We start from the raw sequence: 13,983 nt of genomic DNA on the forward strand, positions 1-13,983 counted from the left end.
AACCCCGGCACCGCTACCTACTTCGCGGTAACTACACGTATGCTGCTGGGCGTCGTCGAGTGGTGTTGATCACTCGATGGTGAGAAAGGGAGTCCGGACGTGCAGATCTTGCAGGCCCACGCGGCGGTGGGACATGCGGGCCGGTACTCCCTGTCCGGAACGGGAGGTGGACCGTGACTCTTCCCGCGACGAACCCCGTCTCCATGGTGGCGGGCCATATCCTCCGCCGGAGTGGTTTCCCCGCGGCGGCGCCGGCCCGGCCGAAGGTCGAAGAGAGTGACGCCGCGGCCGAAGCCGCCAAGGCCGAGGCCTGGGATCTGGTCAGCGCCGCGCAGGGCGGAGACACCTCCGCGTTCGGGCGGCTCTACGACCGCTACGTCGACGTCGTCTACCGCTACGTCCTGTTCCGCCTCGGCGACCGGGACCTCGCCGAGGACGTCACCAGCGAGACGTTCCTCCGCGCGCTGCGCCGCATCACGTCGGTGAGCTACCAGGGGCGTGACGTCGGCGCCTGGTTCGTCACCATCGCGCGCAACATCATCCTCGACCACGTGAAGTCGAGCCGGTTCCGCCTCGAGGTGGTCACCGACGAGGTGGCCGAGCCCAACGGGGCGCCGATCGGGAACGTCGGCGTGCAGGCGGTCGCGGGGCCCGAACAACAGGCCATCAGCCGCGCCACCCGAGCCGAACTGCTGCGCTGCGTCGCCGAACTCGGCGAGGATCAGCGCGAGTGCATCGTGCTGCGGTTCATGCAGGGGCTCTCGGTCGCCGAGACCGCGGCGATCATGAAGCGCAACGAGGGCGCCATCAAGGCCCTTCAGCACCGCGCGGTACGCCGTTTGGCACAACTTCTGCCCACAGGACTGCGTTAAGGTTCCATATTTGTCCCTCACCGGGCCTTGCCGTAACCCTTGGGCGTCCCCGCTCGTTTTCTCAGCCAGACCGGTGTCAGGACCGGGCTGAGCAGATGGAGACTTCGCCGTGGGCGTGCCGGGATGGTTCGCGCGGGAGCGGGCGGACGGTGACCGCTTCGCCGACCTTGTCGACGGCACCGCGTCCCCGGAGGACGACGGGTTCGCCCACGAGCTCGCCCTGGTCGGCGGTTTGCGCGAGCTGGGCGCCGGCGGCGCTCCCGACGCGGAGACACGGCAGCGGATCCGTGACGAGATCGCCGGGCGGCTCGCCGAGGCCGAAGCCACGCCCAAGCGTCGCGGTCACGTCGTCGCCAACCTCGCCGCGGCCGGCGTCGCGCTCGTGCTGGCGCTGGGCGGCTTCACCCTGCTGCTGTCCAAGGACGCGTTGCCGGGCGATCCGCTGTACGGCATCAAACGAGCGGGTGAATCGACCGCGCTCGGGCTCACCTTCGACGAGCAGGACAAGGCGAAGAAGCATCTGGAGTTCGCCGCGAACCGCGTCGGCGAACTCGACGAACTGACGCGGCAGGGCGCGGCCACCGACGCCTACTTCACCGGCCTCACCGATTTCGAGACGGATCTGCGCGCCGGTGTGTCGCGGCTGACCGCGCTCGTCACCGATCAGGGTGGCCAGACCCGGCTCGCCGACCTCCGCACCTGGGCGCGGCAGCAGTCCGACCGGCTCGGTCTCCAGGTCGGCCACGCCCCCGTCGAAGCCCGCGACAAATTCGCCGCGGCCCGGGTCCTGCTCGACAAGGTCCAGGAGCGCACGACGGATCTCGGCTCGCGCCTGGTCTGCTACACGATCACCACGGGCTCTTCCGACGAACTCGGCGCGGTCCCGGCCGACGGCGACTGCGTCCGCGACCCCGGTTCCCCCCACGCGGTCCTGCCGCCGGTGACGACTCCCCCGCCGTCGTCGGCGCCGACCGGGTCACCGGCGCCGACCTCGGCGCCGCCGTCGTCCGCCGTGGACACCGCGGCCCCGACCGGGCCGATCGCGCCGCCGACCGGAGGAACGCCGCCGCCCGTGGTGCCCGTCCCCGGCCCCACGAACCTGCCCCCGCTGCCGACGCCCACCACCACGCCGAAGCCGCCGCTGATTTCGATTCCGCCGCTCATCCCGGGGTTACCGCCGATAACCATCGGCTGACTCACCGTAGATGAGGGAGGCACCACACCCGGGACAGCGTGGTCGGCCGCTCGCTACGCTGTGCACAGGCACCTGGGATTCCGGAGGCGGTGTGCGTGTCAGTTTGGCGGGGCAGGGACAAGAGTCAAGAGCTCGAACGGCTGGCTGAGCTCGCGGGCGAGGCGTCGGCCGAGGCCGCCATGGCGACCGCGTCCGCCGAAGCACTCGAACCGCCCGCACCGCCCGCACCGCCGGACCTGACGGCGGCCGCGTTCTTCGACGTCGACAACACCATGATGATGGGCGCGTCGATCTTCTACTTCGCCCGCGGCCTGGCCGCGCGCAAGTTCTTCACCTCCGCCGATCTCGCCGGATTCGTCTGGCAGCAGGTGAAATTCCGGCTCGGCGGCCGGGAGAACAAAGAGGACATCAAGACCCACCGCGAGCGCGCACTGTCCTTTGTGGCCGGCCGCACCGTGCAGGAACTGACCGACATCAGCGAAGAGATCTACGACGAGCTGATGGCGGACAAGATCTGGTCCGGTACCCGGGCGCTCGCGCAGATGCACCTCGACGCGGGCCAGCGCGTCTGGCTCGTCACCGCGACCCCGATCGAGCTCGCGGCCATCATCTCGCGGCGTCTCGGCCTCACCGGCGCGCTGGGCACCGTCGCGGAGACCAAGGACGGCGTCTACACCGGCCGTCTCGTCGGCGACCTGCTGCACGGCCGCGCGAAAGCCCACGCCGTCCGGGCGCTCGCGTCACGCGAAGGGCTGAACCTCAAGCGCTGCACGGCGTATTCGGACTCGCAGAACGACGTCCCGATGCTGTCCGTCGTCGGGACCGCGGTCGCGGTGAACCCGGACGGCGGCCTTCGCGACGTCGCGCGGGCACGCGGTTGGGAGATCCGCGACTTCCGCACCGGGCGCAAGGCCGCGAAGATCGGCGTGCCTTCGGTGCTCGGCGTCGGTGCCGTGGCCGGTGCCGTCGCGGCGGGCATGGCCTACCGGAAGCGCTGACCCAAGCACGCGAGTTACGTTTTCCAGCCTGATGCAGGGAGCGCTCCCCACGAGCGACCGGCCCCTTGACTGTCCATAAAGGACACCAGCTCAGCCCAAGGTGCCCGAATTGGGGGGTTCGCGCAGTTTTCCGGCGGGGTCATGAGTGGCAAGGACGGTTCTAACCGCCTTTGCCGCTCACGACCTCGCCGGAAGCCGTGCATATGGGCATCAATCGGGCATTCAGGGCGCAGTAGCGATGGCGTACCGGCGCGCTGATCACGCGAGTGACGTGTTCTAGCCCTTGAAGACGCTCTTCCGCTGCGAAAGGCGTTTGTACAGCGACTGCTGGATCGACTCCCGCACCTGGTCGGTCAGCGTGAAGACCAGCATCGGGTCGTCGACGGCGTCCGCGTCGTAGGTGTCCGTGCGGATGGGCTCGCCGAACTCGATGCTCCACTTCGTCGGCAGCGGGAGCGCGCCGAGCGGGCCGAGCAGCGGGAAGAACGGCGTCACCGGGAAGTACGGCAGGCCGAGCACACGCGCGAGAAGCTTGATGTCGCCGATCTTCGGGTAGATCTCCTCCGCGCCGATGACCGACACGGGGATGATCGGCACGCCGGTCCGCAGCGCGGCCGAGACGAAACCACCGCGGCCGAACCGCTGCAGTTTGTACCGCGACGAGAACGGTTTCCCGATCCCCTTGAACCCCTCCGGCCAGACGCCGACGAGTTCTCCCTTGCGCAGCAAGCGTTCCGCGTCGGCGCTGCAGGCGAGTGTCTGCCCGGACTTGCGGGCGAAGGAGCCGACCAGCGGCACCTGGAACACCAGATCCGCGCCGAGGCCGCGCAGATGCCTGCCGCCGGGGACGTGGTCGTGCACGGCGACGGCGGTCATCAGCGCGTCGAGCGGCAACGTGCCGGAGTGGTTCGACACCAGCAGCGCGCCGCCGTCGGCGGGCAGGTTCTCGACGCCGAAGGTGTCGACGCGGAACCACTTCTCGTACAGCGCGCGCAGCGGCGGCAACAGCAGGGTCTCGGTGAGCTCGGCGTCGAAGCCGAACTCGTCGACGGTGTAGTCACCGGTCAACCGGTCACGCAGGAACCCCAGCGCCGTCCTGAGTGAGGCCGGGAGGAGATCCGCGTCGGCCGGACGGGTCCTGGCGGGCGCGACGCGCGCCGCCCCGGGGAATTCGACGACGGGCGCGTCCGCCCGGCGCTCCTGCTCCAGATGTTCTTGCGCCTCTTCCGACTCGCGAAGATCCCGATCCGCTTGGACGGCCGGGTCCGGCTTCTCTCTGCCGGGGCCGTGCAACGGGATGACCTGCGCTTCAGCGCCGCTCACGTTTTCCGCCTCGCCTTCGTGAGAGTTTTCGGAGTTGTCCTCGTGCGGCCTGCTCACCGGTGTGCCGCCTGTCCGGTCGCCGCGGCCACCAGCACCTTGCTCGCGAACCCGGCCAGCTTGCCGCCGTCCACCACGGGCCGGAGCCCGCGGCCGGAGATGTAGTCGTCGAACGCTTCCCGCGTCGTCCAGCGCGGGGTGTAGCCGAAGTCCTTTTTGAGCTTCGTGATGTCCACGACGCGGCCGAAGTTCAGCAGCCGCACCTGGTCGGCGGAGAAGTCGACCACGCGGGCTCCGCGCAGCACCTTGCCCACCGACGGCACGACGCCGCTGGGCATCGGCAGCTCGACCCGGCCGGCTCGCCGGATCGCCTGAGAAAGCGTGAGTACCCCTTCCGAGCCGACGTTGAACACGCCCGGCTTGTCGTTCAGGGTCGCCTGCTCGAACACCGAAAGCGCGTCCGAGGCGTGCAGCAGCTGGATCCGCGCGTCATAGCCGAAAACGGTCGGGACGAACGGCAGCGCGAAGTAGCGCGAGAGCACGGTGTCGATCTCGGGGCTGATGATGTTGGCGAACCGGAACAGCGTCGTCGTGATGTCGGGACGGCGGCGCATGAGGCCGCGGACGTAGCCCTCCATCTCGACGGCGTCCTTCGCGTAACCGCTGGTCGAGGTGGGGATGAGTTCGGAATCCTCGGTGAAGACGGCCTGCGAGCGGGCGCCGGCGCCGTAGACGGCGGCCGTCGACTTCACCACGAGCTTGCGCACGAGCGGCGAGCGCTGGCAGGCCGCCAGGAGCCGCATCGTGCCGATGACGTTGACCTCTTTGATCGCCGTCCGGCGAGCGGGGCCCGCCGGATGCGCGGTGCACGACGCGTGCACCACGGTGTCGACCTTGGCCGTGCTGATCACCTTGGCGATCAGCGGGTTCCGGATGTCGGCGCGGACGTATTCGGCGTGCCCCATGCGTTGCAGGACCGACTTCCGCGGAGGCGTGGTGTCGACGCCGATCACCCGCTCGAACTCCGGATTGTTGCCGAGTCTGGCGAGCAGCTTCCCGCCAAGGTCTCCCCCGACCCCGGTCACGAGCACGATGTTCGACGGCATAGGACTCCCTGCGGACTTGGGCGGTTCTCGGACTTCGATCACGGGGTCCTGATGACCTTGAGCGCTGGTCCGTCGACCGTGTGTGCGCGTACCTGCACTCATGGGAAGCATCGCGCGGCTGCCCTTGAGATGTTACCGCTCATTAGGGGTAGTCGAGTCAGCGCTTACATGCTATTAACCAGCCGCTCGCAGAGGGGATGCACGTCTCACTCGAATGGGCGGAAACGGCCCACCAAATGGGAATGGCCCGTCCAGAAACTGGACGGGCCACTCACCGGCTGTGTCTTACTTGCCGGCCTTCCTACGCTGAACGCGCGTCCGGCGCAGCAACTTGCGGTGCTTCTTCTTCGACATGCGCTTACGGCGCTTCTTGATCACAGAGCCCATCGTGAGCGCTCCTTCCTTCGTCGTCGGTCACGCTGCCCGGCGCAGCGTCCAACGGGTGGAGCGCACAGGCACGAGCGGTCTTCCAGGGTACTCGCGCCCCGGAAGACGCCCTCGGGCGGGCAGGTTCTGTCCCGCGAAACGGGCCTCAGCCCACGTCGAAGTACGCGCCCTGCAGATATTCGTGAACGGCCTTTTCGGGCACTCTGAACGACTTCCCGACGCGCACCGCGGGCAACTCGCCCGAGTGAACCAGTCGGTAGACGGTCATCTTGGAGACCCGCATCAGCGTGGCCACCTCGGCGACCGTCAGGAACTGGACCTGGCCCACTGTGTTCAGCTTGGCCAGATCATCCTTCTTGTTCGGCGGCATGATTCACCGTGTCCTTCGACACGTGTCGCGCCACGAGGCTTCCCCACCTGTGGTATCGACACGCACGTGCTCTCCTGAGAGTAGCGGGACACGTGTGGCTAAAGCGACGCGAGTCACCGAGATGGGCCCGTATCCGGGGGCTGAAGGACGCTTTCACCGCGTCTTATGCACCGAAAGCGTCCTTCACCGCGTGCTATGCGGGGAAAGTCCCCTTCAGCCTTCGTGGGCGGCGCCCAGCTCGGTCGAGCGGTCCTTCGCGGCCTCGATGGCGGCCAGCAGCGCCGCGCGGACGCCGTGCTTCTCCAGCTCGCGGATGGCGTTGATGGTCGTCCCGGCGGGCGAGGTGACGGCTTCGCGCAGCAGCACCGGGTGTTCGTCGGACTCGGCGAGCATCTTCGCCGCGCCCACCGCCGACTGGATGATCAGCTGCCCGGCGAGCGCGCGGGGCAGGCCGAGCAGGATGCCGGCGTCGATCATGGCCTCGACCAGGTAGAAGAAGTACGCGGGCCCGGAGCCGGACAGCGCCGTGACGGCGTCCTGCTGCGACTCGGGCACCTCGACGACCTGCCCGACGTGCGACAGCAGTTCCTTCACCACCGCGATGTGCTCGGCGGTCGCGTGCGCCCCCGCGGAGACGGCGCTCATCGCCTCTCCGACGAGCATCGGGGTGTTCGGCATGACCCGCACCACCGGGACGCCCTCGGCCAGCCTGCGCTCGTACAGGGCGGTCGGCAGGCCCGCGCACAGCGAGACGACCAGCGACTCGGCGCCGAGCAGCGGCGCGAGCTCGTCCAGCACCGGTTCGATGTCCTGCGGTTTGACCGCGACGACCAGCACGTCGGCCCGGCGGGCGGCGTCGGCGACGGTGACCCCATGCACGCCGTAGCGCTCGGTCAGCTCCGCCGCGCGCGCCGGGTACCGCTCGGTGAACAGCAGGTCGCCGGGGCTGTGCCCGCCGTGCAGCAGGCCCGAGAGCAGGGCCTCCCCGATCTTCCCGGCACCCAGAACCGCGATCACACTCATGTCATTCAGCGTGCCAAACGACCGTCAGCCACCAGGCGCCGGGGCGAGCGCCAGCTGCCGCGCCTGGCAGACGAGCCTGCCCTGCGAGTCGACCACGAGCGCGTCCGAGTCGAACCAGGCCTCGTGCACCGACTGGCTCTGGACGAGCACCCGCAGCCAGCCCGGCGCCGGCCGCGTGCGCAGCAACGCGGTCAGCTGCACGGTCGGCGCCCAGCCGACCCGGCCCAGGTTGTAGACCACCGGCGGGTTCACGTCGCTCGCGAGCAGGGCGAAGAACGAATCCGCGAGCCCGTGCCTCGGCCGGACCCACAGCCGGATCCGCGGCGGGTCGCCGATCCGGCCGTGCAGGTAGCCGACGCTCGCGGGATCGAGCCGGACCTCGCAGCCCTTCGCGAGGTTGAACAGGCCTTCGGAGGTCTCGCCGGTCACGGGTACCGCGCCGGGCGGCGGCTCCGCGGGCATGGCGGGGACGTCGGTCCACTCCGGGCGCCGCATCGGCAGCCGTCCGGTGGTCACCCTGGCCTCGACGCAACTGCGGCCCCGCTGCTCCAGCGTGACCGCGACGACCGAGGCGCGCCTTCCGACCTTCCGGACGTCCATGCGCAGCAACACCGGCCCCACCGCCGGCGGATGCAGGAACTCCGCGCTGATGGCCAGCGGCTCGGACGGCGGCTCGCCGCGCTCGTGGAGGAAGGCGAGGGCGGCCCTTGCCATGAGGGCCATCAGGAAGCCGCCGTGGGGGTGCCCACCGATCGACCATTCGGTCCGGAGGACCGCCGTGAAAGTGCCGTCACCCAGTGATCTCGTCGCGCACGCCGCGTCGAAGGAGGTGCTCGTTTCGTCGGCCGCGCTCACCGAGCACTGACCCAGGCCACGAGCCGATCCATCGGGGTGCGGGAGATCAACAAGCGCAGCTGGTTCACGGTCGGAACTTTACGTGTACCAGCGCCTCGAGCGCAGTGAGGAATGAATCTCCGCACCCGGAGACGATCTTTGTCACTGACCGAGGTGAAGCCTCGCGAACAGGAGTGACTCCGCGAGGTCCCGTGATCGCCGCGCCGCGCTCGGCGACCGCCGGGTGTTGATCTCCAGCACGATCTGTCCGGAGAAATCGCTGTTCACGAGCTTTTCGAGTAGTTCGGCGCAGGGTTCGATCCCGCGTCCGGGCACCAGGTGCTCGTCCTTCGGCAGGCCCGTGCCGTCGGCCAGATGGACGTGCGCGAGCCCGGAACCCATCCGTTCGGCGAGCGCGAGGGCGTCCATCCCGGCTGCCGCTGTATGGGACAGGTCGAGCGTGTAGTGGCGAAACCCTACGTCCGTAGGGTCGATCGACGGCCGGAACGCCGACACGCGGGACGTCCGCGAGCCGCCGGGCGGGCGGACCTTGAACATGTTCTCGACCGCGATCTCGATCCCGCTGGCTTCTTCGAGCTCGTCGACGAGGTCGCCGAACGCGTCGCCGTAGCGGCGCTGCCACCGGAACGGCGGATGCACCACGACCGTGCGCGCGCCGAGCTCCTGCGCCGCGTCCACGGACATCCGCAGGCGCACCTCGGGGTCCGGCGACCACACGCGCTGGGTGATCAGCAGCGAGGGCGAGTGGATCGACAGCACCGGAACGCCGGTGCGACGGGACCACCGGCGCAGCGCGGAGACGTCCTGGCTGACCGGGTCCGCCCAGACCATCACCTCGACACCGTCGTAGCCGAGGTCGGCGGCCAGCTCGAACGCCGCGCCCGCCCGCAACGGCCAGACGGACGCCGTCGAGAGGCCTACCGGAATCTGCTGAACCATTCCGGCATCCTTCCCGAGGCCCCTAACGCGCCACCAGCAGGAGTGCGGCCGGTGAGACCGTCACCACCAGTCCGACCAGTACCGCGAGCACCAGGGTCTGGAGATCCTCCGCCTTGCGGATCTTCCGGACGATCCACACCAGCGCGACGATCACCAGGAGCGCGGCGACGAGCGCGGCGGCGGGGATGTTCACCCACAGCCAGTTGAAGCCCAGCCAGACACCGGCGCCGCCGACGACGCCGAGGGCGAGCTGACCGGCCAGCGCCAGCCACTGCTTCCCCGGCGAGGCCTTCTCGGCGGGCGCCGCGGGCTCGTCCTCGACGACGTCCTCGGCGTTGTCGTCGTAGTCGTCCTCGTACTCGTCGGCCCGGTAGCCGTAGTCGTCGCGGCCGAAGTCCGGGCCGCCGTCCGGGTACGCCGGGTCGGCGAACTCGCGCTCGTACTCGTCGAGGTTGTCCTGGCGGTCGCGGTCGTCGAGCGAATGCGGTGGCACGAACGGCATCGGTGCCGGGTGCCCCATGGTCGGAGGGCCCGCGTCGAACGGGTCCGGTTCGGGGTCGGCGTCCGGTTCGACGGGCGCGACCGGAGGCGGCACCGGCGGGATCCCGCCGATCTCGGTGTCCTCGGACTGCACCTTCTGCCTGCGCTTGCGCCATCCGGCGAGGCCGGCGGGCGGGGCAGGCGGCGGCTCGGCGGGCGTCTCGGGCGCGGCCGGCGCTTCGTCGCCGACGGCGGCGAACTGTTCGGTGCTCGGCTCGGCCTTCGGCTGGGGCGGGCGCGCCCCGGGACGGCGGCGTCGCGCCGGCTGGGCGGGCGGCGTCGCGAACCCGCCGCTGGCCATCGGACCCGGCTGGTCCTGTACGTCTTCGGCCGGGGCATCAGGACCACTGAGGCCGCCGTCGAGTCTCGCCGACAGCCCCGAGGACGGGGGTCCGGCGGGGGGCTCGGGGCGACGGCGGACCGGCGGCACCGCGCCGCGGGTCTCCTCCGGGCGGGGACGGCCACGCGGGGGCAGGCCCTCGGAGTCCGGCGGGCGCTGCTGATAACCGGACTGTTCCTGCGGCGGAGTCGGCCGGACGAACTGACCCGACTGCTGCGGCGGACGCTGCTGGTAACCGCTCTGCTCCTGCGGCGGGGTCGGCCGCACGAATTGACCGGATTGCTGGGGCGGCTGCGGCGGACGCTGCTGATAGCCGCTCTGCTCCTGCGGCGGGCGCACCGGCGGCGTCTGCCGGGTCGGGGTGGACGCGACGTCCGGCGGCACCGGCAGCGGCGCGGAGTCCTGCTGCGGCTGCGGAAGCGGGCGCGCTCCAGAGTCCTGCGGGCGCGAGCGGCGCGGCGGGCGGTTGGGCGGCGGCGGGGTGTCGCCGGACACCCTGTCGATGATCGCCTGGGGCGCGGTGTCGCTCACCGACGGCGCGCGCCTTCCGCGAGTGGGCTCGGGAGCCTCGTCGTCGTCGTCGGCCGCGCGGCGTCGCCTGCGGCGCCCGCCCTCGGGCTGGGCTCCGTGCTGCGCGAGCAGCTCCGCCACGGTCTTCTGTGGCTGGCCGCTCTCTGTCTCGTCCGTCATACCGTGCAGTCCAATGCGCGCTCAAGCCGTTGCGAACCGGCACGCGACGGGGCATCGGCGGCGTCGCGCGCGCTGTCCACCGTCATCCGCATTTCCGTCACCTCTTCACCGTGCCCGTTCTCCGTCGACTAAGTCCAGTCGGGCGCTGCCGCCCACAGTGTCGTCCGCACCGTTCGAATGGTCCAGCCGTCGAAGGATGACACCTTCTCGCAGCGCCCACGGACAGATCTCCAGTTCTTCCAGGGAAAGCGCCCGCATGGTGGCTTGTGCGACGAGCGCGCCGGCCACCAGCTGATGCGACCTGCTCGCGCTGACCCCCTCGAGTTGTGCCAGGTCATGGGCGGTCATCCGGGAGATGAACGCGATGAGCTGGCGCAACGCGGTGTCGGTCAGGGTACGGCGCACATGCGGCCCACTGGCCGACGGCGCCGCTCCGGTCAGCCGGGCGAGCGACCGGAACGTCTTCGACGTCGCCACGACACGATCGGGTTCACCCAATTTGGCGACCTTCTTCGCGAGCGGGGCGAGTTGTTCTTCGAGCCACGCCGAAGTCGCGATGAGCTCCGACCTGGTGGGCGGGTCGTGCTGGAACCGCGTCCGGGTGGTCCGGCCCGCACCCAACGGCAGCGATTCGGCCAGATCCGGCTCCTCGTCGCGGCCCATCGCGACTTCCAGCGAGCCGCCGCCGATGTCGAGCACCAGCAGCTTCCCCGCCGACCAGCCGAACCAACGGCGGACGGCGAGAAAGGTGAGCCGGGATTCGTCGATGCCGGAAAGCACCTGCAGTTCGACGCCGGTCTGTTCCTGGACCTTCGCCAGCACCTTCGGGGCGTTCTTGGCTTCGCGGACCGCGGAGGTGGCGAACGCCATGACCTCTTCGCAGCCGAGCCGCGCCGCGGCCGCCTTCGCCGATTCGACCGCTCGCACGAGGCTGTCCGCGCCCGCGCGGCTCAGGTCGCCGTTGCGGGTGATCTGCTCGGCGAGCCGGAGGACGGCCTTTTCGGAATGCATCGGGGTCGGGTGGGCGCCACGGTGGGCGTCGACCACGAGCAGGTGGACGGTGTTGGAACCGACGTCGAGTACCCCTAGGCGCACGAGCGTCTACGGTACCCGCCCCCACGTCAGGTCACGAAACCGTAACCGTGATCTGTATCGCAGGGGCGCCGCGTGAAGGCCCCCTTCCCTCGGCTCAGCCGAGGGAAGGGGGCCTTCACGCACTAGCTCACGTCTCGAACTTGTAGCCCAGGCCACGCACCGTGACCAGGTGCCGGGGCGAGCCCGGGTCCGGCTCGATCTTCGACCGCAGCCGCTTCACGTGGACGTCGAGCGTCTTGGTGTCGCCGACGTAGTCCGCGCCCCACACCCGGTCGATCAGCTGCCCGCGGGTGAGCACGCGGCCCACGTTGCGCAGCAGGTACTCGAGCAGGTCGAACTCCTTCAGCGGCAAGGAGACCTCCTGCCCGTCGACGGTCACCACGTGCCGCTCGACGTCCATCCGCACCGGCCCGGCGGCCAGCACCAGCGGCGCCAGATCGCCTTCGGAGCCCGGCTCGCCACCGCGGCGCAGCACCGCCCGCACCCGCGCGATGAGCTCACGGGCCGAGTACGGCTTGGTGACGTAGTCGTCGGCGCCGAGTTCCAGGCCGACGACCTTGTCGATCTCGCTGTCGCGCGCGGTCACCATGATCACCGGTACCGCGGAACGCTGCCTGAGCTGCTTGCAGACGTCCGTTCCGCTCATCCCGGGGAGCATGAGATCGAGCAGGACGATGTCGGCGCCGTTGCGGTCGAACTCCTCGAGCGCCTGCTGCCCCGTCACGGCGACGGCGGCGGTGAAGCCCTCTTTGCGGAGCAAGAACGCGAGCGGGTCGGCGAACGACTCTTCGTCCTCGACGATGAGAACCCTCGTCACAGGTTTCCTCCATGGTCGGGGCTTTCTTGCCCTGTTGCCACGAGACGGGGTGTCCGCTCGGGGGTCTTCTCCGGCCGGGACGCCGGCGGAGCCTGTTTCGCGGCCGCGGCCGGTTCGGCGGGGATGTGCGCGGGGATCCGCAGCGTGAAGGTCGACCCGGTGCCGGGACGGCTCCACAGGCCGACCGAACCGCCGTGGTTGGCGGCCACGTGCTTGACGATCGCCAGCCCCAGCCCGGTGCCGCCGGTCGCCCGCGATCGTGCCTTGTCCGCGCGGTAGAACCGCTCGAAGACGCGCTGCTGCTCGTCCTCGGCGATGCCGATGCCGCGGTCGGTCACCGCGATCTCGACCTTCCCGTCGACCAGTCGCCTGCTGATCGACACCGGGCTGCCCGGCTGCGAGTACGCGACGGCGTTCTCCAGCAGATTCGACAGCGCGGTGACCATCAGCGTCCGGTCGCCCTCGATGAGGAGCCCGCTGGCCGCGTCCGTGGTGATGGTGATCTCCGCGGATTCCGCCGAAAGCGTCGTCCTGCCGAGCGCCTCGCGGACGACGGCGTCGACCTCGACGACGTTCAGGTCGGGCAGCCGCTCGGCGCCCTGGAGCCGCGACAGCGCGATCAGTTCGGTGACGAGCTGGCCGAGCCGCGTCGATTCGCGGAGGATCTTGCCGCCGAAGCGGCGGACCTCCTCGGTGTCCTCCGCGGCGTCGAGGACAGCCTCGGTGAGCAGCGCGATCGCGCCCACCGGCGTCTTGAGTTCGTGGCTGACGTTCGCGACGAAGTCCCGCCGGACGGCTTCGAGACGGATCGCCTCGGAGTGGTCGACGGCCTCGACCACGGTGAACCCGTCGCCGAGCGGGCGGACCTCGCCGTGGACGGCCTCGGGCTGGCGCCCCCTCGCCTCCAGCGGGGAGAGGTCGATCTCCATCGGTTCGTCGGTCTCGACCACCTGCTCGGCGGCCTTGCGGGCCCGCGGATCGGCCTGGTTGACCTTCACCAGGCCGAGCTCGTAGGCACGCGGGTTGTGCAGGACCATGTCGCCGAACTTGTTGAGCACGACGACGCCGTTGTTGCTCGACCGCACGAGGCGTTCGAGCAGTTCGGCCACGGTGGGCCCGGTCGGTCGCCGCTCTTCGCGGCGGGCGCGGCCCTTCGCGATCAGGAAGCCGAAAACCACACCGACGATCAGTCCGCCGAGGGCCATGGCGAGTGCAACAGGCGTGGTCACAGGGGAATCGTAAGCGCGTGGGTAGTCTTTTGGCCTAGTCCCGGCCGCGTACTCGTGATGCCTATGACACCTGGGGACACCCTGTTCGCCTGCAGGTCAGACCTCGTTCACGCGACCGAGACCTCCCGGGTGAGACGGGTCACCCGAAACGGGGACATCGGTGACCACTCGTGCCCGGATTCCGACTTTCGTCGTGACTCTCCGGAC

Annotated in this window: 14 protein-coding genes; 3 read left to right on the plus strand and 11 right to left on the minus strand. The window is 70.0% G+C overall.

Features of this window, described 5'->3' with window-relative positions; all coding sequences use genetic code 11:
- Positions 1-173: 173 nt before the first annotated feature.
- The 3 genes from DMH01_RS20490 to DMH01_RS20500 all read left to right on the plus strand — a co-directional run bounded on the left by DMH01_RS20490 (position 174) and on the right by DMH01_RS20500 (position 3,065).
- On the plus strand, positions 174-872 hold the full coding sequence (locus DMH01_RS20490) for a sigma-70 family RNA polymerase sigma factor (RefSeq protein WP_125678907.1): 699 nt from the start codon (positions 174-176) through the stop codon (positions 870-872).
- Positions 873-981: 109 nt separating this feature from the next.
- Positions 982-2,067, plus strand: coding sequence for a DUF5667 domain-containing protein (locus DMH01_RS20495; RefSeq protein ID WP_125678908.1), 1,086 nt, complete (start codon positions 982-984; stop codon positions 2,065-2,067).
- Between the two features lie 95 nt (positions 2,068-2,162).
- Complete coding sequence (locus tag DMH01_RS20500) at positions 2,163-3,065, plus strand: HAD family phosphatase (protein WP_016330921.1); 903 nt, start codon at positions 2,163-2,165, stop codon at positions 3,063-3,065.
- A gap of 276 nt (positions 3,066-3,341) precedes the next feature.
- On the opposite strand, the gene DMH01_RS20505 is transcribed toward DMH01_RS20500, so the two are convergent.
- From DMH01_RS20505 to DMH01_RS20555, 11 genes are all read right to left on the minus strand, one after another.
- A complete protein-coding gene (locus DMH01_RS20505) occupies positions 3,342-4,445 on the minus strand; it encodes a lysophospholipid acyltransferase family protein (protein ID WP_125678909.1) in 1,104 nt (367 codons plus the stop codon).
- On the minus strand, positions 4,442-5,491 hold the full coding sequence (locus DMH01_RS20510) for an NAD-dependent epimerase/dehydratase family protein (RefSeq protein WP_125678910.1): 1,050 nt from the start codon (positions 5,489-5,491) through the stop codon (positions 4,442-4,444). Before DMH01_RS20510 ends, DMH01_RS20505 begins: the two co-directional genes overlap by 4 nt.
- Before the next feature lie 285 nt (positions 5,492-5,776).
- Entirely contained in the window at positions 5,777-5,878 is a 102-nt protein-coding gene (locus DMH01_RS20515) for a 30S ribosomal protein bS22 (RefSeq protein WP_007030867.1), read from the minus strand.
- A gap of 145 nt (positions 5,879-6,023) precedes the next feature.
- Positions 6,024-6,248, minus strand: a complete 225-nt coding sequence (locus DMH01_RS20520) for a helix-turn-helix domain-containing protein (RefSeq protein WP_125678911.1) — start codon at positions 6,246-6,248, stop codon at positions 6,024-6,026.
- Between the two features lie 213 nt (positions 6,249-6,461).
- Entirely contained in the window at positions 6,462-7,271 is an 810-nt protein-coding gene (gene proC / locus DMH01_RS20525) for a pyrroline-5-carboxylate reductase (RefSeq protein WP_125678912.1), read from the minus strand.
- 24 nt (positions 7,272-7,295) lie between these two features.
- Positions 7,296-8,126 carry a thioesterase family protein gene (locus DMH01_RS20530; protein WP_125678913.1) on the minus strand — a complete coding sequence of 277 codons (831 nt, stop codon included), beginning with the start codon at positions 8,124-8,126 and terminating at the stop codon, positions 7,296-7,298.
- A 141-nt stretch (positions 8,127-8,267) separates the two neighbouring features.
- Entirely contained in the window at positions 8,268-9,065 is a 798-nt protein-coding gene (locus DMH01_RS20535; protein ID WP_125678914.1) for a sugar phosphate isomerase/epimerase, read from the minus strand.
- Positions 9,066-9,087: 22 nt separating this feature from the next.
- On the minus strand, positions 9,088-10,635 hold the full coding sequence (locus DMH01_RS20540; protein ID WP_125678915.1) for a hypothetical protein: 1,548 nt from the start codon (positions 10,633-10,635) through the stop codon (positions 9,088-9,090).
- Between the two features lie 105 nt (positions 10,636-10,740).
- The gene (locus tag DMH01_RS20545; protein WP_125678916.1) at positions 10,741-11,730 is read right to left on the minus strand and encodes a Ppx/GppA phosphatase family protein; all 990 of its coding nucleotides are present in this window, start codon (positions 11,728-11,730) and stop codon (positions 10,741-10,743) included.
- Between the two features lie 127 nt (positions 11,731-11,857).
- Positions 11,858-12,547: a response regulator transcription factor gene (locus DMH01_RS20550; protein ID WP_034310560.1), complete on the minus strand. Its 690-nt coding sequence runs from the start codon at positions 12,545-12,547 to the stop codon at positions 11,858-11,860.
- The gene (locus tag DMH01_RS20555; RefSeq protein WP_199745572.1) at positions 12,544-13,776 is read right to left on the minus strand and encodes a cell wall metabolism sensor histidine kinase WalK; all 1,233 of its coding nucleotides are present in this window, start codon (positions 13,774-13,776) and stop codon (positions 12,544-12,546) included. The genes DMH01_RS20550 and DMH01_RS20555 overlap by 4 nt, the downstream gene beginning before the upstream one ends.
- Between the last annotated feature and the right edge of the window lie 207 nt (positions 13,777-13,983).

Source organism: Amycolatopsis sp. WAC 04182 (assembly GCF_003947465.1).
GTDB lineage: Bacteria > Actinomycetota > Actinomycetes > Mycobacteriales > Pseudonocardiaceae > Amycolatopsis.